Origin of the sequence: Agromyces cerinus (genome assembly GCF_016907835.1) — a bacterium.
Lineage (GTDB): Bacteria > Actinomycetota > Actinomycetes > Actinomycetales > Microbacteriaceae > Agromyces > Agromyces nitratus.
Genome location: NZ_JAFBCT010000001.1, coordinates 1,258,126 through 1,276,665 on the forward strand (window position 1 = coordinate 1,258,126; position 18,540 = coordinate 1,276,665).

The 18,540-nt window shown below is 69.6% G+C and carries 14 protein-coding genes and 1 tRNA gene; 13 read left to right on the forward strand and 2 right to left on the reverse strand.

The window, feature by feature from the left end:
* The 11 genes from JOE59_RS05725 (at nt 1) to JOE59_RS05775 (ending at nt 14,540) form a co-directional block, all read left to right on the forward strand.
* Nucleotides 1-1,527: an anthranilate synthase component I gene (locus JOE59_RS05725; protein WP_204459314.1), complete on the forward strand. Its 1,527-nt coding sequence runs from the start codon at nt 1-3 to the stop codon at nt 1,525-1,527.
* On the forward strand, nt 1,524-2,255 hold the full coding sequence (locus tag JOE59_RS05730) for a Trp biosynthesis-associated membrane protein (protein WP_204459315.1): 732 nt from the start codon (nt 1,524-1,526) through the stop codon (nt 2,253-2,255). The genes JOE59_RS05725 and JOE59_RS05730 overlap by 4 nt, the downstream gene beginning before the upstream one ends.
* Nucleotides 2,256-2,290: 35 nt before the next feature.
* Nucleotides 2,291-2,521: a DUF6704 family protein gene (locus JOE59_RS05735; RefSeq protein WP_204459316.1), complete on the forward strand. Its 231-nt coding sequence runs from the start codon at nt 2,291-2,293 to the stop codon at nt 2,519-2,521.
* Nucleotides 2,521-3,294 (forward strand): indole-3-glycerol phosphate synthase TrpC, encoded by a 774-nt coding sequence (gene trpC, locus JOE59_RS05740; RefSeq protein WP_204459317.1) that lies wholly within the window; start codon nt 2,521-2,523, stop codon nt 3,292-3,294. Before JOE59_RS05735 ends, trpC begins: the two co-directional genes overlap by 1 nt.
* 1 nt (nt 3,295) lies before the next feature.
* Complete coding sequence (gene trpB, locus JOE59_RS05745; RefSeq protein WP_204459318.1) at nt 3,296-4,504, forward strand: tryptophan synthase subunit beta; 1,209 nt, start codon at nt 3,296-3,298, stop codon at nt 4,502-4,504.
* Nucleotides 4,501-5,286 (forward strand): tryptophan synthase subunit alpha, encoded by a 786-nt coding sequence (trpA, locus tag JOE59_RS05750; RefSeq protein WP_204459319.1) that lies wholly within the window; start codon nt 4,501-4,503, stop codon nt 5,284-5,286. Before trpB ends, trpA begins: the two co-directional genes overlap by 4 nt.
* A 57-nt stretch (nt 5,287-5,343) precedes the next feature.
* Nucleotides 5,344-6,354 carry a prolipoprotein diacylglyceryl transferase gene (gene lgt, locus JOE59_RS05755; protein WP_374191117.1) on the forward strand — a complete coding sequence of 337 codons (1,011 nt, stop codon included), beginning with the start codon at nt 5,344-5,346 and terminating at the stop codon, nt 6,352-6,354.
* A 97-nt stretch (nt 6,355-6,451) separates the two neighbouring features.
* A complete protein-coding gene (gene gltB / locus JOE59_RS05760; protein WP_204459320.1) occupies nt 6,452-11,044 on the forward strand; it encodes a glutamate synthase large subunit in 4,593 nt (1,530 codons plus the stop codon).
* Nucleotides 11,037-12,494, forward strand: coding sequence for a glutamate synthase subunit beta (locus JOE59_RS05765; RefSeq protein ID WP_204459321.1), 1,458 nt, complete (start codon nt 11,037-11,039; stop codon nt 12,492-12,494). The genes gltB and JOE59_RS05765 overlap by 8 nt, the downstream gene beginning before the upstream one ends.
* A gap of 71 nt (nt 12,495-12,565) precedes the next feature.
* Nucleotides 12,566-13,981: a pyruvate kinase gene (pyk, locus tag JOE59_RS05770; protein ID WP_204459322.1), complete on the forward strand. Its 1,416-nt coding sequence runs from the start codon at nt 12,566-12,568 to the stop codon at nt 13,979-13,981.
* A 109-nt stretch (nt 13,982-14,090) separates the two neighbouring features.
* Nucleotides 14,091-14,540 (forward strand): SRPBCC family protein, encoded by a 450-nt coding sequence (locus JOE59_RS05775; protein ID WP_204459323.1) that lies wholly within the window; start codon nt 14,091-14,093, stop codon nt 14,538-14,540.
* Between the two features lie 20 nt (nt 14,541-14,560).
* On the opposite strand, the gene JOE59_RS05780 is transcribed toward JOE59_RS05775, so the two are convergent.
* Nucleotides 14,561-14,646 (reverse strand) — tRNA-Leu (locus JOE59_RS05780).
* Between the two features lie 36 nt (nt 14,647-14,682).
* On the opposite strand from JOE59_RS05780, the gene JOE59_RS05785 reads away from it, so the two are divergent.
* Nucleotides 14,683-15,288: an ANTAR domain-containing response regulator gene (locus JOE59_RS05785; protein ID WP_056009246.1), complete on the forward strand. Its 606-nt coding sequence runs from the start codon at nt 14,683-14,685 to the stop codon at nt 15,286-15,288.
* A 72-nt stretch (nt 15,289-15,360) separates the two neighbouring features.
* Here JOE59_RS05785 and JOE59_RS05790 read toward each other — a convergent pair whose 3' ends face one another.
* Nucleotides 15,361-15,780: a hotdog fold thioesterase gene (locus JOE59_RS05790; protein WP_204459324.1), complete on the reverse strand. Its 420-nt coding sequence runs from the start codon at nt 15,778-15,780 to the stop codon at nt 15,361-15,363.
* Nucleotides 15,781-15,837: 57 nt separating this feature from the next.
* Here JOE59_RS05790 and polA point away from each other — a divergent pair, with 57 nt between their 5' ends.
* The gene (gene polA / locus JOE59_RS05795; RefSeq protein ID WP_204459325.1) at nt 15,838-18,540 is read left to right on the forward strand and encodes a DNA polymerase I; all 2,703 of its coding nucleotides are present in this window, start codon (nt 15,838-15,840) and stop codon (nt 18,538-18,540) included.

The following is an 18,540-nucleotide window of genomic DNA, read 5'->3' on the forward strand; positions in this document are numbered from 1 at the left end:
TTGGCCGACGCCACGACCACCTTCGAGGAGTTCACCGCCCTGCTCTCGGGGCGCCGGGTCGTGCCCGTCGTGCGCGAGCTCTTCGCCGACGGCGAGACCCCGGTCGGCATCTACCGCAAGCTCGCGGGAGGCCGCCCCGGCACGTTCCTGCTGGAGTCGGCCGAGCAGGGCGGCATCTGGTCGCGCTATTCGTTCGTCGGCGTCTCGTCGTACGGCGTGCTCACCGAGGCATCCGACCGCGTCGAATGGCAGGACTACGGCCTGAGCGCCGAACGCGCCCTCGGCGACGCCGCCGGGCTCGCTCCGCTCGCCGCGCTCGAGGCGCTCTTCGAGCGCTGGCGCACCGAAGACGTGCCGGGCGCCCCGCCGCTCACCGGCGGCCTCGTCGGCTTCATCGGCTGGGAGGCGATCCGTCAGATCGAGCATCTGCCGAACCGGCCGCCGTCGGAGTTCCCGATGCCGGGCCAGGCGTTCGCGTTCGTCTCCGAGCTCATCGTGATCGACCACCGCACGGGCACCGTGCAGCTCATCGCCTCGGTGCTGAACGACCAGGGCGAAGCGCCGGAGCAGCTCTGGCAGGGTGCGCAGGCGCGCCTCGACCGCATGCAGCTGGGGCTCGCCCAGCCGACCGAGGCCTGGCTCGCCGAGATCGACCTGGCCCGCGCGGGCGACCCGGTGCATCGCACCGAGAAGGCCGACTTCCTTCGGGCCGTCGACCGCTCGAAGGAGTACATCCGCGAGGGCGACATCTTCCAGGTCGTCATCTCGCAGCGCTTCGAGCAGGAGGCGACCGCGCACCCGATCGATGTGTACCGGGTGCTCCGCAGCCTCAACCCGAGCCCGTACATGTACCTGCTGCATCTCGAGGACACGTCGGGGGAGCCGTACTGGATCGTCGGCTCCTCGCCCGAGGCGCTCGTGAAGGTGCAGCACGGCCGGGTGTTCACGCATCCGATCGCGGGGTCGAAGCCGCGTGGCGCGACGCCCGAGGCCGACGCCGACCTCGAGGCGGAGCTCATCGCCGACCCGAAGGAGCAGGCCGAGCACCTCATGCTCGTCGACCTCGCCCGCAACGACCTCGCGAAGGTCTGCACGGCCGGCACCGTCGAGGTGACCGAATTCATGCGGGTCGAGCGGTTCAGCCACATCATGCACCTCGTCTCCTCGGTCGAGGGCGACCTCGTCGGCGACGCCAACGCGATCGACGTCTTCCGCGCGACGTTCCCGGCGGGCACCCTGTCGGGCGCGCCGAAGCCACGTGCGCTCGAGATCATCGACGAGCTCGAGCCCGCGCAGCGCGGCCTCTACGGCGGGGTCGTCGGCTACTTCGGTTTCGGCGGCGACGCCGACCTCGCGATCGCCATCCGCACCGCGACGATCTCGGGCGGCGTCGCCCGGGTGCAGGCGGGCGGCGGCCTCGTCGCCGACTCGGATCCCGAATCCGAGTACCAGGAGTCCCGCAACAAGGCCGCCGCGCCGCTCCGTGCTGTCGCAGTGGCCAACGCGATGCGGCGGGTGGAGTCGTGAACCCGGCCCGCATGAAGCTGCCCGCGATGGTCGCGACGGTCGTGGGCGCCGGGCTCGTGCTGCTCTCGTGGAGCCAGACGTGGTTCGACCTCCTCATCGAGGCGAGCAGCACCGGCGGCACCGGTGAGCCGATCGCCGTCACCGGCAGCATCGCCTCTCCGGCGCTCGCGGCGCTCGGCCTCGCGGGCCTCGCGCTCGTGGCGGCGCTCGCGATCGCAGGGCCGGGCATCCGCTTCGTGCTCGGCCTGCTCGAGGTGCTCCTCGGCGGCTGCGTGCTGCTCGCGGCGAGCCTGTCCCTCGCCGACCCCATCGCCGCGGTGTCGCCTGCCGTCACGGATGCCACGGGCGTCGCCGGCGCCGCACCGACCGCCGAGCTCGTGGCATCCGTCACCGCGACGATCTGGCCAGTGCTCGCGATCGTCGGCGGCGTGCTGCTCGTGCTCGCTGGCCTCGCGGTGCTCGTGACGGGCGGCCGCTGGCCGGCCTCGTCTCGGCGGTACAGCGATTCCCGCATGGCCGCCGACGGCACCACGACAGCGGCCGCCGAGCGCCCCGCCTCGGACCGCGCCATCGACGACTGGGACGGCCTCAGCCGGGGCGACGACCCGACCGACGACGAGACCGACGTCGAAACGGGCGGCGCGACCGACGCTGCGCCCGACGATTCCACCGACCATGCCGCCGCCGACCCGCGCGACGACGAGAACCCCAGTGACGCGAACCGCTAGACTGGCCGACGAAAACCCCAGCACGAAGGAGCATCATGAGCATTGAGACCGCAGATCCCGGCCACGGACACTCGCCCGCGGCATGGACCGCCGTCACGATCATGCTCATCGCATTCACGATCGGCACGGTCGCCTTCTTCTTCGAGGCGGAGTGGCTCGTCTGGGCGTCGGCAGGTCTGCTCGTCGTCGGCCTGATCGTCGGCTGGGTGCTCGCGCGCGCCGGCTACGGTGTCGGCGGCTCGAAGGTCATCGAAAAGGCGCACTAGTGCTCGCCGAGTTGACGGCGAACGCTGTCGCCGACGCTCTGGCGCGCCGCGAGAGCACACCGTTCGCGGCCGTCGAGGCTGCGGCGCTCGAGCGCCCCGCGGCACTCGACGCGCTCGAGGCGCTGCGCCCGGCCGCCCACGTGAAGGTCATCGCCGAGATCAAGCGCTCGAGCCCCTCGCGGGGTTCGCTCGCGACGATCAGCGACCCGGCCGCCCTCGCTCGTCAGTACGAGCTCGGCGGTGCGAGCGCCATCAGCGTGCTCACCGAGGGCCGCAAGTTCGGCGGTTCGCTCGCCGACCTCGAGACCGTGCGCGCCGCGGTCTCGCTTCCGGTGCTGCGCAAGGACTTCATCGCGACGCCGTACCAGGTGCTCGAAGCCCGTGCCGCGGGCGCCGACCTCGTGCTGCTCATCGTGGCGGCGCTCGACGACCCGACGCTGCGCGAGCTCCACGACCTCATCGTCGAGCTCGGCATGACGCCGCTCATCGAGACCCACTCGGCTGAAGAGCTCGAGCGCGCCGCAGCGCTCGGCGCGCGCCTCATCGGCGTGAACGCCCGAGACCTCTCGACGTTCGAACTCGACCGCGACCTCTTCGGCCGCCTCGCGCCGCGATTCCCCGAGGGAGCGATCCGCGTCGCGGAGTCCGCGGTGCTGTCGGCGGCGGATGTCGCGCACTACCGCTCATCGGGCGCCGACGTCGTTCTCGTCGGCGAGGCGCTCGTCACGGGCGGCGACCCGATTGCCAACCTCTCAGCTTTCCTGGCGGTGTGACATGGCGCTCAGAGCGCAGACCGGTCCCTACTTCGGCGACTTCGGCGGGCGCTTCGTGCCCGAGTCCCTCGTCGCCGCCCTCGACGAGCTCGGCGAGGCCTACGACCTCGCCAAGCTCGACCCCGCGTTCGGCGAAGAGCTCGCCGAACTCGGCCGCAGCTACACGGGCCGGCCGTCGATCATCACCGAGGTGCCGCGCTTCGCCGCGCACGCCGGTGGTGCCCGGGTCATCCTGAAGCGCGAAGACCTGAACCACACGGGTTCGCACAAGATCAACAACGTTCTCGGACAGGCGCTGCTCACGAAGCGCATCGGCAAGACCCGCGTGATCGCCGAGACCGGAGCCGGTCAGCACGGCGTCGCGACGGCGACGGCTGCGGCGCTCTTCGGGCTCGACTGCGTCATCTACATGGGCGAGGTCGACACCGAGCGCCAGGCCCTGAACGTGGCGCGCATGCGGCTGCTCGGCGCCGAGGTCGTCGCGGTGAAGGCCGGTTCGCGCACGCTGAAGGACGCGATCAACGAGGCGATGCGCGACTGGGTCACCAACGTCGAGACCACCAACTACATCTTCGGCACGGTCGCGGGTCCGCACCCGTTCCCCGAGATGGTGCGCGACTTCCAGAAGATCATCGGCGAAGAGGCCCGCCAGCAGGTCATCGACCTCACCGGCGGGCTGCCGACGGCCGTCGCGGCCTGCGTCGGCGGCGGATCCAACGCGATCGGCATCTTCCACGCCTTCCTCGACGACGAGTCCGTCGCGCTCTACGGCTTCGAGGCCGGCGGCGATGGGGTCGAGACCGAGCGCCACGCCGCGACCATCACGAAGGGCCGCCCCGGCGTGCTCCACGGAGCGCGCAGCTACCTGCTGCAGGACGAAGACGGCCAGACCATCGAGTCGCACTCGATCTCGGCGGGGCTCGACTACCCCGGCGTCGGCCCCGAGCACTCGTGGCTCTCGGCGATCGGGCGCGCGAACTACCGCCCCGTGACCGACGACGCGGCGATGCAGGCGCTGCGCCTCCTCACCCGCACCGAGGGGATCATCCCGGCGATCGAGTCGGCCCACGCCCTCGCAGGCGCCCTCGAGCTCGGCCGCGAACTCGGACCCGAGGCCACCATCCTCGTGAACCTCTCGGGTCGCGGCGACAAGGACATGGACACGGCTGCTCACTACTTCGAGCTCTACGACCAGGAGAACGCCGAATGAACACGGTCGGTTCCGTCATCCGCCGCCGTAACGAGGAGGCGGGCGGCGCGCTCATCGGGTACCTGCCCGTCGGCTTCCCCACGTTCGACGAGAGCGTCGAAGCAGCGGTCGCGATGGTCGAGAACGGCGTCGACATCCTCGAGCTCGGCCTGCCGTACTCCGACCCCGTCATGGACGGTCCCGTCATCCAGGCGGCCACGCAGCAGGCGCTCGCGAACGGCTTCCGCCTCGCCGACGGCTTCGAGGCCGTGCGACGCATCACCGCGCGGGTGGATGCCCCGGTGCTGATCATGACCTACTGGAACCCTGTCGTGCAGTACGGCGTCGATCGATTCGCCGACGACCTGGTCGCGGCCGGGGGAGCGGGCCTCATCACGCCCGACCTCATCCCCGACGAGGGCGCCGACTGGATCGCGGCATCCGAACGCACCGGTCTCGACCGGGTGTTCCTCGCGGCGCCGACCTCGACCGACGCCCGAATCAGGCAGGTCGTCGACGCGAGTCGCGGCTTCGTCTACGCCGTCTCGACCATGGGCATCACCGGCGCCCGCAGCGACGTCGACCGGGCCGCTCGCACGCTCGTCGAGCGGCTGACGGCTGCCGACGCGCCCGCGAGCTGCGTCGGCGTCGGCATCTCCACGGCCGCCCAGGTCGCCGAGGTGCTCGAGTACGCGCAGGGCGCGATCGTCGGGTCGGCGCTCGTAAACGCACTCGCCACGGGCGGCGTCGCCGCGGTCGGCGAGCTGGCTGCGGAACTCGCGCGCGGCACCCGCGCAGAGTGAAGTACGCTCATTGAGGCCGTCAGCGGCCGAAGCAACTGAGGAAAGGCAGCAGCCGGCGTGATCGCACCGTTCAGCATTCCGAGCCCAGACCCCGCCTGGCGCGCCCTCGAGATTCCGGTCCCGTGGGGCACGCTGACGATCCAGACGTATGCGCTCTGCATCCTCGTCGGCATCATCCTCGCCGTCATCATCACCTCGCGCCGCCTCACCAAGCGCGGTGCCGAGCCCGGCATCGTGCTCGACATCGCCCTCTGGGCGGTGCCGCTCGGCATCATCGGCGCCCGGTTCTACCACGTCTTCACGCACCCCGACGACTACTTCTACGCCGGTGCGAACGTCTGGAATCCCTTTGCCCCCGGGGCCATCTGGAACATCTGGGAGGGCGGAAACGCCATCTACGGCGCCCTGATCGGCGGTGCGATCGGTGCGATCATCGGCTGCCGGTTCACCGGCATCCGCTTCTGGTCGTTCGCCGACGCGCTCGCACCCGGCCTGTTGGTCGCACAGGCCATCGGCCGGCTCGGCAACTGGTTCAACCACGAGCTCTTCGGCTCGCCCACCGACCTGCCCTGGGGCCTCGAGATCTCCTCCGACAACCTGGCCTTCCCGGCCGGCCTCGCCGAGGGCACGCTGTTCCACCCGACGTTCCTCTACGAGCTCGTGTGGAACCTTCTCGGCGCTGCCGCCATCGTCATGCTCGAGCGCAGGTTCAACCTGCGCTGGGGCAAGGCGTTCGGCGTATACCTCATCTGGTACGGCGCCGGCCGCGCGTTCTTCGAGTCGATCCGCCTCGACCCGAGCGAGATGTTCTTCGGCATCCGCGTCAACGTCTGGGCGTCGCTCGCAGCCGTCGTTCTCGGCATCGTGCTGATCCTCGTGCAGCGTCGTCGTCACACCGGCGACGAGCCGAGCCCGTACGTGCCGGGGCGTGAATGGACTGCGCCGAATGCTGAGGTAGACTCCGAAGATATCGAGTCCGACTCCGACTCTCTCGACGATGATGTCGAGGGTGAGAGCAAGACGGGCGTGACGGCAGCCACAAGCTCAAGCCGATCCACCTCAGCGTAAAACGCCCCCGCAGAACGTTCTCCGAAGCGACGCCGCACCACGCGTCGAGACATCTCCCTTGATGGGCCGACGACGTCCCCCGCTGCACACTTAGTTGATGAGGACGGTTCACGTGTCGCTCACCCCACCCTTCTCGAGGTTCGGTACTGTTCCGGCTGCCCAGGGCATGTACGACCCTGCCGCCGAGAAAGACGCCTGCGGCCTCGCGATGGTCGCCACGCTCCGTGGCACCGCCGGACACGACATCATCACGGCGGCGCTCGATGCGCTCCGCAACCTCGAGCACCGCGGCGCGGTCGGCTCCGACGCCGGCACCGGTGACGGCGCGGGCATCGTCACGCAGGTGCCCGACGCGTTCCTCCGCGCGGTCGCCGCGTTCGGGCTTCCCGCTGCCGGCGCCTACGCGGTCGGCAACGCGTTCCTTCCCGTCGACCCCACCGCACGCAGTCGGGTCAAGCAGGCACTCGTCGGGCTCGCGGCATCCGAAGGCCTGTCGGTCATCGGATGGCGCGAAGTGCCCGTGCGTCCCGATGAACTCGGCTCGCTCGCCCGGGCGGCGATGCCGGTCGTGCAGCAGCTCTTCGTGCAGGCGGTCGCCACCTCATCGACCGGCGCGACCGTCTCGGGCATCGAGCTCGACCGGCTCACTTTCCGGCTGCGCAAGCGCGCGGAACGCGAACTCGAGCTCTACTTCGCTTCGCTCTCGAGTCGCACCATCGTCTACAAGGGCATGGTCACGACGCTGCAGCTCGAGCCCTTCTACCCCGACCTCTCCGACGAGCGGTTCGCGTCGAAGCTCGCCCTCGTGCACTCCCGGTACTCGACCAACACCTTCCCGTCGTGGCCGCTCGCGCAGCCGTTCCGCATGATCGCGCACAACGGCGAGATCAACACGATCCAGGGCAACCGCAACTGGATGCGGGCGCGCCAGTCGCAGCTCGAGTCCGAGGTGCTGGGCGACCTCGCGCCGCTCCGGCCGATCGTCACGCCCGGTGCCAGCGACTCCGCCTCGTTCGACGAGGTCGTCGAGCTGCTCACGCTCGCAGGCCGGAGCCTCCCGCACGCCGTCATGATGATGGTGCCCGAGGCCTGGGAGAACCAGACCGAGATCGCACCCGAGCGCCGCGCGTTCTACGAGTACCACTCGATGCTCATGGAGCCGTGGGACGGCCCGGCCGCGATCGTCTTCACCGACGGCACGCTCGTCGGCGCGACCCTCGACCGCAACGGCCTGCGCCCGGGCCGCTACGTCGTCACCGACGACGGACTCGTGGTGCTCGCGAGCGAGATCGGCGTGCTCGACATCGAGCAGAGCCGCATCGTGCGCAAGGGCCGTCTGCAGCCGGGCCGCATGTTCCTCGTCGACACCGAGGCCGGGCGCCTCATCGAAGACGACGAGATCAAGGCGGAGCTCGCCGCAGCCGAGCCGTGGGGCGACTGGCTCGAGCAGGGCCGCATCCAGCTCGCCGAGCTGCCCGAGCGCGAGCACATCGTGCACCCGCCGGCATCAGTGAACCGTCGCCAGCGCACCTTCGGCTACACCGAGGAAGAGGTGAAGATCCTGCTCGCGCCGATGGCGCGCGCCGGGCAGGAACCCCTCGGCGCCATGGGCTCCGACACCCCGATCGCGGTGCTGTCCAAGCGCCCGCGCCTGCTCTTCGACTACTTCACGCAGCAGTTCGCGCAAGTCACGAACCCGCCGCTGGACTCAATCCGCGAAGCTGTCGTCACCTCGCTCGGCACGTCGCTCGGCCCCGAGCGCAACCTCCTCGACGCCGGACCCGAGCACGCACGACAGGTCGCGCTCACCTTCCCGGTGATCGACAACGACGAGCTCGCGAAGATCGTGCACATCGACCCGGCGCCGGGCGCACGCACGACGGTCACGATCCGCGGCCTCTATCGCTTCGACGAGGGCCCTGAAGCGCTCCGCAACCGCCTCACCGCGATCTGCGGCGAAGTCGACCAGGCCATCGACGACGGCGCGGCCTTCATCGTGCTGAGCGACCGCGACTCCAACAAGGACCTCGCACCGATCCCGTCGCTCCTCATGCTCTCCGCGGTGCACCACCACCTCATCCGCTCCGAGAACCGCATGAAAGTCGGGCTCGTGGTCGAGGCCGGCGACGTGCGCGAGGTGCACCAGGTCGCGTTGCTCATCGGCTACGGGGCATCCGCGGTGAACCCCTACCTCGCCATGGAGAGCTGCGAAGACCTCGTGCGCTCGGGAGTCATCACCGGCGTCACGCCCGAAGACGCGGTGCACAACGTCATCAAGGCGCTCGGCAAGGGCGTGCTGAAGATCATGTCGAAGATGGGGATCTCCACCATCTCGTCGTACGCGGGGGCTCAGGCCTTCGAGGCGATCGGGCTCGACCAGGGCTTCATCGACGAGTTCTTCACCGGCACGACCTCGAAGCTCGGCGGCGTCGGCATCGACACGATCGCCTCCGAGAACCTCGACCGGCACACGCAGGCGTACCCGCAGGATGTCGCGGTGCGCGCGCACGAGCGCCTGGCGACGGGCGGCGAGTACCAGTGGCGCCGCGACGGCTCGCCCCACCTCTTCAACCCCGAGACGGTCTTCCGCCTGCAGCACGCGACGCGCAACCGCCGCTACGACGTGTTCCGCGAGTACACCTCGCTCGTCGACTCGCAGGCCGAAGACCTCATGACGCTCCGCGGCATGTTCGCCCTGCGCACCGGCACGCGGCCGGCGGTGCCGATCGACGAGGTCGAGTCCGTCGAGTCGATCGTCAAGCGGTTCTCGACCGGGGCGATGAGCTACGGCTCCATCTCCAAGGAGGCGCACGAGTCGCTCGCGATCGCGATGAACCGGCTCGGCGCGAAGTCGAACACCGGTGAGGGCGGCGAAGACCTCGACCGTCTGCTCGACCCCGAGCGCCGCAGCGCGATCAAGCAGGTCGCCTCGGGTCGTTTCGGCGTCACGAGCATGTACCTGACCCATGCCGAAGACATCCAGATCAAGCTCGCCCAGGGTGCCAAGCCCGGCGAGGGCGGCCAGCTGCCGCCGACGAAGGTGTACCCGTGGGTCGCACGCACGCGGCACGCGACCGCCGGCGTCGGCCTCATCTCGCCGCCGCCGCACCACGACATCTACTCGATCGAAGACCTCAAGCAGCTGATCTTCGACCTGAAGCGCGCGAACCCGAAGGCGCGCGTGCACGTGAAGCTCGTCAGCCAGTCGGGCATCGGCGCGGTCGCAGCAGGCACTGCCAAGGCCCTCGCCGATGTCATCCTCGTCTCGGGTCACGACGGCGGCACCGGCGCGAGCCCTCTCAACTCGCTGAAGCACGCGGGCACCCCCTGGGAGCTCGGCCTGGCCGAGACCCAGCAGACGCTCATGCTGAACGGCATGCGCGACCGCGTGGTCGTGCAGGTCGACGGGCAACTGAAGACCGGGCGCGACGTCGTGATCGGCGCGCTGCTCGGTGCGGAGGAGTTCGGCTTCGCCACGGCGCCGCTCGTCGTGCAGGGCTGCGTCATGATGCGGGTCTGCCACCTCGACACGTGCCCGGTGGGCGTCGCGACGCAGAACCCCGAGCTGCGCAAGCGCTTCACGGGCAAGCCCGAGTTCGTCGTGAACTTCTTCGAGTTCATCGCCCAGGAGGTGCGGGAGTACCTCGCGGAGCTCGGCTACCGCTCGATCGACGAGATCGTCGGCCGGCGCGAGCTGCTCGACGTCGACCGCGCACTCGACCACTGGAAGGCCTCGGGCCTCGACCTGACCCCGATGCTCGTCGGACCGGACTTCTCGGAGTCCGAGGCACGGCGGAACCTGCGCGGTCAGGACCACGAGCTCGACCAGCACTTCGACAACGAGCTCATCCGGCGCAGCCGCCTCGTGCTCGAACAGGGCGGCAACATCGAGATCGCGCTGCCGATCCGCAACACCGAGCGCGCCGTCGGCACCATGCTCGGCCACGAGGTCACGCTGCGGCGCGGCGAGCACGGCCTGCCGAGCGGTTCGATCGACATCACGCTCACGGGGTCTGCCGGCCAGTCGCTCGGCGCCTTCCTGCCGGCGGGCATCACGCTCCGCCTCGAGGGCGACTCGAACGACTACGTCGGCAAGGGGCTGTCGGGCGGCCAGATCGTGGTTCGTCCGTCGCGCGACAGCGGCTTCGTCGCCGAGCGCAACGTGATCGCCGGAAACGTCATCGGCTACGGGGCGACCCAGGGGAGCATGTTCATCCGCGGCATCGTCGGCGAACGCTTCCTCGTGCGCAACTCCGGCGCCACCGCGGTCGTCGAGGGCGTGGGCGATCACGCGCTCGAGTACATGACCGGCGGGCTCGCGCTCATCCTCGGCGAGACCGGTCGCAACCTCGGTGCGGGCATGTCGGGCGGCACCGCCTACGTGCTCGGTCTCCGTGAAGAACGCGTGAACCGCGAATCGCTGACGACCGGGGAGCTCGAGCTGCACCCGCTCGGCAGCGCCGATCGCGAGATCGTCCGCGACCTGCTGGAACAGCACGTCGCGAACACCGACTCCGCGGTCGCCGCATCGCTCCTCGCCGCCGGCGACGACGCATTCGACCGCTTCACCAAGGTGCTGCCGCGCGACTACGCCGCAGTGCTCCGAACCCGCCAGAGCGCGGTCGACGAGGGGCTGGACCCCGACGGCGACGTGGTCTGGACTCGAATCCTGGAAGTGACCAATGGCTGACCCGAAGGGCTTTCTGAAGGTCACCGAGCGCGAGCTGCCCAAGCGGCGGCCGGTGCCGGTGCGCATCATGGACTTCAAAGAGGTCTACGAGCAGGGCGACCCCGCTCAGCTCCGCCGTCAGGCCGGGCGCTGCATGGACTGCGGCATCCCGTTCTGCCATCAGGGGTGCCCGCTCGGCAACCTGATCCCCGAGTGGAACGACCTCATGTACCGCGGCGAGGGACGCGCGGCCGCCGAGCGCCTGCACGCGACGAACAACTTCCCCGAGTTCACGGGGCGGCTCTGCCCGGCTCCGTGCGAGTCGGCGTGCGTGCTCGGCATCAACCAGCCGGCCGTCACGATCAAGCAGGTCGAGGTCTCGATCATCGACGAGGCGTTCGGCAACGGCTGGGTGCAGCCGCAGCCGCCAGGGCGTCTCACGGGCAAGACCGTCGCGGTCGTCGGTTCGGGCCCGGCCGGTCTGGCCGCAGCCCAGCAGCTCACGCGCGCCGGTCACACCGTCGCCGTGTTCGAGCGCGACGACCGCATCGGGGGCCTGCTCCGCTACGGCATCCCCGACTTCAAGATGGAGAAGAAGCACCTCGAACTGCGGCTCGCCCAGATGACGGCCGAGGGCACCCGGTTCCGCGCCGGCGTCGACATCGGCGTCGACATCACCTGGGCGCAGCTCCGCGAGCGCTACGACGCCGTCGTGATCGCCACCGGTGCGATCGTTCCCCGCGACCTGCCGATCCCCGGGCGAGACCTGCCCGGCGTGCACTTCGCCATGGACTACCTCGTGCAGTCGAACCGGCACCTCGCCGGCGACCAGGTCGTCGACCAGGTCACCGCCGAGGGCAAGCACGTCGTCGTGCTCGGCGGCGGTGACACCGGCGCCGACTGCATCGGCACCGCGCACCGCCAGGGCGCCCTCTCGGTGACGAACCTCGCGATCGGCAAGGAGCCGAGTGCGAACCGGCCCGAACACCAGCCGTGGCCCATGCACCCGACCCTGTTCGAGGTGCAGAGCGCGCACGAGGAGGGCGGCAACCGCCAGTTCCTCGCCTCCACGGTCGAGTTCCTCGCGAACGAGGTCGGAGAGGTGCGCGCCATCCGGGTCGCGGAGACCGAGTACCTCGACGGCCGGCGCGTGCCGAAGGCGGGCACCGAGCGGGAGATCCCCGCCGACCTCGTGCTGCTCGCGCTCGGGTTCACCGGGCCCGAGACCGCGGCGCTCGACGAGCAGTTGGCGCTGGCCGTCACCGACCGCGGCAACCTCGCCCGCGAGGCCGACTACGCGACCGCACAACCGGGCGTCTTCGTCGCAGGCGATGCCGGCCGCGGCCAGTCGCTCATCGTCTGGGCGATCGCAGAAGGTCGTGCTGCGGCATCCGCCGTCGACCGCTACCTTGAAGGCGAGACCCTGCTGCCGTCGCCGATCGCCTCGACGGCGCACGCCTTCTCCATCTGACCACTGCGCGCCGCACGGCGCGCTTCGACCAACACCCGGCGCTGACGCGCGGAACATGGGAGCACAAGATAATGAGACGAGCGAAGATCGTCGCCACCCTCGGGCCGGCGACATCGAGCTATGAGCAGATCCGGGCGATCATCGATGCGGGCGTCGACGTCGCGCGGATGAACCTCAGCCACGGCAGCTACGACGTGCACGAAGGCGTCTACCAGAACGTGCGGAAGGCCGCGAACGACAGCGGCAAGGCCATCGCCGTGCTGGTCGACCTGCAGGGCCCGAAGATCCGCCTCGGCAAGTTCGCCGACGGACCGCACGAACTCGCCGAGGGCGACATCTTCAAGATCACGACCGAAGACGTGGTCGGCACGAAGGAGATCGTCGGCACGACGTTCAAGGGGCTTCCCCAAGACGTCAAGCCCGGCGACTTCCTGCTGATCGACGACGGCAAGGTCCGTGTCGAGGTCATCGAGACCGATGGCGTCGTCGTCACGACCCGCGTCATCGTCGCCGGCCCGGTGTCGAACAACAAGGGCATCAACCTGCCCGGCGTGGCGGTCAACGTGCCCGCGCTCTCCGAGAAGGACGAGGCCGACCTCCGCTGGGGCCTCGAGCTCGGCGCCGACCTCATCGCGCTCTCCTTCGTGCGCAACGCGTCCGACATCACGCGAGTGCACGAGATCATGGACGAGGTGGGCCGACGCGTGCCCGTCGTCGCGAAGATCGAGAAGCCGCAGGCCGTCGACGCCCTCGAGGAGATCACCGAGGCGTTCGACGCCATCATGGTCGCCCGTGGCGACCTCGGCGTCGAACTGCCCCTCGAGGCGGTGCCGATCGTGCAGAAGCGCGCGGTCGAGATCGCCCGTCGTCTCGCCAAGCCCGTCATCGTGGCGACGCAGATGCTCGAGTCGATGATCCACAGCCCCGTGCCGACGCGCGCGGAGACCTCCGACGTCGCGAACGCGGTGCTCGACGGCGCCGACGCGGTCATGCTCTCGGGCGAGACGAGCGTGGGGGAGTACCCCGTCATCACGGTGCAGACCATGGCGCGCATCGTCGAGTCGACCGAGCAGCACGGGCTCGACCGCATCCTGCCGCTCGGCACGAAGCCGCGCACCCAGTCGGGTGCGATCACCGCCGCCGCGGTCGAGGTCGCCGACTTCGTCGAGGCGAAGTACCTGTGCGTGTTCACGGAGTCGGGCGAGACGGTGCGCCGCATGACGCGACTGCGTTCGAAGATCCCCATCCTGGCCTTCACGCCCGACCCCGCGATCCGTCGTCGCCTCGCTCTCAACTGGGGCGTCGAGTCGTTCGTCGTCTCGCGGGTGACCCACACCGACCAGATGGTCGGCCAGGTCGACGAGGCGCTCGCGAAGACCGGCAAGGCGGTCAACGGCGAGAAGGTCGTCATCATCTCGGGTTCCCCTCCCGGAATCCCCGGCACCACCAACGACGTGCGTGTGCACGTCGTCGGCGAGGTGCTCTAAGCCGCATCACGAGGGGAGCCGGCCCGAGAGGGCCGGCTCCTTTCGCATGCGCTCGCATGCCCGCTGCGTCGAACAGCGGATGCCTCGGCCGACGTGGCACACTCGGAGCGTGACCGTCGAGTTCGAGTGCATCACCCGCCTGTCGTCGCCGGTGCAGCGATCGTTCGACCTGGCGCGGAGCATCGACCTGCACGTCTCCTCGATGGCGGCCTCGCGTGAACGCGCCGTGGCGGGGACCACGACGGGGCTCATCGGCGATGGTGAGGAAGTCACGTGGCGGGCGTGGCACTTCGGAGTGCCGTTCCGCTTGACGAGCCGCATCACCGAGTTCGACGAACCGGCGTCGTTCGTCGACGAACAGGTGCGCGGGCCGTTCCGTTCGTTCCGGCACGAGCACGGATTCGCGCCCGACGGGTCGGGCGGCACGATCATGACCGACCGGGTGCGGTTCGTCGCTCCGTTCGGTCCGCTCGGCCGGATCGCGGAGGTCGTCATCGGCCCGTATCTGCAGCGGCTCATCGAACAGCGGAACGCGCACATCGCGGCATCCGCTCACTGAGCTGTTCTCGCTCGTCGAGCTGGTGCCGGTGGTGGGGGTCGAACCCACACGCCCTTTCGGGCAAAGCATTTTGAGTGCTCCGCGTCTGCCATTCCGCCACACCGGCCAAAGGCCTCGCTCAGAATACCGTAGGCTTTCCTCCGTGACAGACACCGAACCAACTCAGTCGGCACCGCGCCGCGTGGTCGTGGCGGAAGATGAGTCGCTCATCCGCCTCGACATCGTCGAGATCCTGCGCGACAACGGCTTCGAGGTCGTCGGCGAGGCCGGTGACGGCGAAACGGCAGTGGCGCTCGCCACCGAGCTGCGGCCCGATCTCGTCATCATGGACGTCAAGATGCCCCAGCTCGACGGCATCTCCGCCGCAGAGCGGCTCTCGAAGGGCCACATCGCCCCGGTCGTGCTCCTCACGGCGTTCAGCCAGAAGGAGCTCGTGGAGCGCGCCAGCGAAGCCGGCGCCCTGGCCTACGTCGTGAAGCCGTTCACGCCCAACGACCTGCTGCCCGCGATCGAGATCGCCCTGGCCCGCTACGCGCAGATCATCGCGCTCGAGGCCGAGGTCGGCGACCTCGTCGAGCGCTTCGAGACCCGCAAGCTCGTCGATCGGGCCAAGGGCCTGCTCAACGAGAAGATGGGACTCTCGGAGCCCGAGGCGTTCCGGTGGATCCAGAAGGCCTCGATGGACCGCCGCCTCACGATGAAAGACGTCTCGCAGGCGATCATCGAGCAGCTCGCGGCCAAGAAGTAACACCACAGGTTTCCATACAGCGGATGCCGCGGCGACACGAGTCGCCGCGGCATCCGCTGTTCTCGTTCCGTCTCAGGCCGCTGGGCGGTCCTTGATGAGGTTCGTGATGCGGATCGTGGAGCAGCGACGGCCCTGATCGTCGGTGACGGCGATCTCGTGCGTCGTGAGGGTGCGGCCGAGGTGGATCGGCGTGCAGACCCCGGTCACCCATCCGCTCGTCGCGGATCGCGTGTGCGTCGCGTTGATCTCGATGCCGACGGCGAGCTTGCCGTCGCCCGCCCACAGGTTCGCGGCCATGGAGCCGAGCGACTCGCCGAGCACCACGTAGGCGCCGCCGTGCAGGAGCATCGCGGGCTGCGTGTTGCCCTCGACCGGCATTCTCGCGACGGAACGATCGACCGAGAACTCGAGGAACTCGATGCCCATCTTCTCGGCCAGGGCCCCCGTTCCCCGGGTGTGGAGGTAGTCGATCGGGTCGCTCGTCTGGGTCATGCTCGCCTTCGAGATGGGCCGTCGGGCAGTGTCGTCGGCCGCTTGTAGTCTTGGGGGGTGTCGGACGCAGAAAAGCCTACCCTCCTCGTCGTCGACGGCCATTCGTTGGCCTTCCGGGCCTTCTACGCCCTCCCAGTCGACAGTTTCACCACCCGCGACGGTCAGCACACGAACGCCATCCACGGCTTCCTGTCGATGCTGCTCCTGCTGCTGCAGAACGAGAAGCCGACGCACATCGCCGTCGCCTTCGACATCTCGCGCGCGTCGTTCCGCACGCGGGAGTACCCCGAGTACAAGGGCACCCGCGGTGAGACCCCGGTCGAGTTCAAGGGGCAGGTGCCGCTGCTGCAAGACGCCCTGAAGGCGATGGGCGTGCGCACCCTCGAGAAAGAGGATTACGAGGCCGACGACATCCTCGCGACGCTCGCCGCTCGCGGGCGTGCGGAGGGCTACCGGGTGCTCCTCGTCTCGGGCGACCGCGACACCATCCAGCTCGTCAACGACGACGTCACGCTGCTCTACCCGAACACCCAGGGCGTCTCGCAGCTGAAGCGCTACGACACCGACGCGGTCGTCGAGCGGTACGGTATCCGGCCCGAGCAGTACCCCGACGTCGCCGCGCTCGTGGGCGAGTCGAGCGACAACCTCATCGGCATCACGAAGGTCGGCGAGAAGACCGCCGTCAAGTGGCTCGGCCTCTACGGCTCCCTCGACGGCATCCTCGAGCACGCCGAGGAGATCAAGGGCGTCGTCGGGCAGAACCTGCGCGACGAGAAAGAGAACGCCATCCGCAACCGCCGCCTCAACCGGCTCGTGACCGATGTCGAGCTCGACGTCGCGATCGACGAGCTCGAGGCCAAGCCGATCGACATCGAGGCGGTGCAGCCGCTCTTCGAACGGCTCGAGTTCCGCACGCTGTTCGAGCGCATGAAGAAGATCGTGGCCGGCAACGGCAACGGCAACGGCAACGGCGCTGCCGCGACCCCCACTGCGCCTGCGGCCCCGGCGGCGGATGCCCCTGCGGCCCCCGCCGCACCGAGCCCGCGCCGTCTGCTCGACGAGGAGCTCGCCGCCTGGATCGAGCGCGCCGTCGTCGCAGAGCCCGCGGGTCTCGGCCTCAGCATCGAGGTGCTCGACGGCACCGTGATCGGCGCCGGCATCGCGACGGCGACCGAGTCCGTGCACCTCCCGTGGCAGCAGGGTCGCACTGACTACGCGCCGTTCGAGGCGTGGCTCGCGAGCGACGCGCCGAAGATCATGACCGATGCGAAGCCCCAGCTGAAGGCGCTCATGCGCTCGGGCCTCGCGTTCGACGGGCTCGTCGTCGACACCCTCGTCGCCGGATGGCTCGTGCGGCCGATCCTCGCCGAGAAGACGCTCGCCGACCTCGTCGAGCGCTACCTCGGCGAGACCGTGCCGCAGGCCGACCCCGCCCAGCTCGTGCCCGAAGAGGGCGCCGACGCGGGCGCCCCCGAGTATGCGTGGTACTCGCTGCGGGTCGCGCCCGTCGTGCTCCGGGCCCTGCCCGAGAGCTCGCGACAGCTGCTCGCCGATGTCGAGATGCCGCTCGTGCCGGTGCTCGCGGCGATGGAGGTGCGCGGCGTCACCGTCGATCACGACGAGCTCTCCTCGCTCTCGACCGAACTCGGCGCCCGTGCCGCGGGCCTGGCAGAGGCCGCCTTCACCGAGATCGGGCGCGAGGTCAACCTGGGTTCCCCCAAGCAGCTCCAAGAGGTGCTCTTCGACCAGCTCGGCATGCCGAAGACGCGGGCGACGAAGACCGGCTACACGACCGATGCGAGTGCGCTGGCCGACCTGCAGGAATCGAACCCGCACCCGTTCCTCGGCTACCTGCTCGAACACCGCGACGCCACGAAGCTGCGTCAGATCGTCGAGTCCCTCGACAAGTCGATCGCCGCCGACGGCCGCATCCACACGAGCTACGGTCAGATCGGCGCCGCCACGGGCCGCATGTCGTCGAACGACCCGAACCTGCAGAACATCCCGATCCGCACCGAAGACGGCCGGCGCATCCGCAAGGCGTTCCGACACGGCCCCGAGTACACCGAGCTGCTCACGGCCGACTACTCGCAGATCGAGATGCGCATCATGGCGCACCTCTCGGGCGACCCCGGGCTCATCGAGGCGTTCAACGCCGGTGAAGACCTGCACCGCTTCGTCGGCGCACGCGTGTTCGGGGTCGACCCCGCCGACGTCACCCCCGTGATGCGCACGAAGGTGAAGGCCATGTCGTACGGCCTCGCCTACGGCCTCAGCGCCTTCGGTCTCTCGAAGCAGCTCCGCATCGATCGCGCCGAGGCGACGCAGCTCATGAAGGAGTACTTCGAGCGCTTCGGTGCGGTGCGCGACTACCTGCGCATGGTCGTCGAGCAGGCGAAGATCGACGGCTACACCGAGACGATCTTCGGTCGTCGCCGCCCCTTCCCCGACCTCAACAGCCCGAACCGGGTGCTTCGCGAGAACGCCGAGCGCGCCGCGCTGAACTCGCCGATCCAGGGCTCTGCGGCCGACATCATCAAGATCGCGATGTCCCGCGTCGAGAACGACCTCGCGGCACAGGGCATGGCGAGCCGCATGCTGCTCACCGTGCACGACGAGCTCATCTTCGAGGTGGCGGCGGGGGAGTCCGAGACGCTCGAGACGCTCGTGCGCGACCGCATGGCGAGTGCGGCCGAGCTGCTCGTGCCGCTCGACGTGCAGATCGGTCGCGGGGCCAACTGGGAGGACGCCGCGCACTGA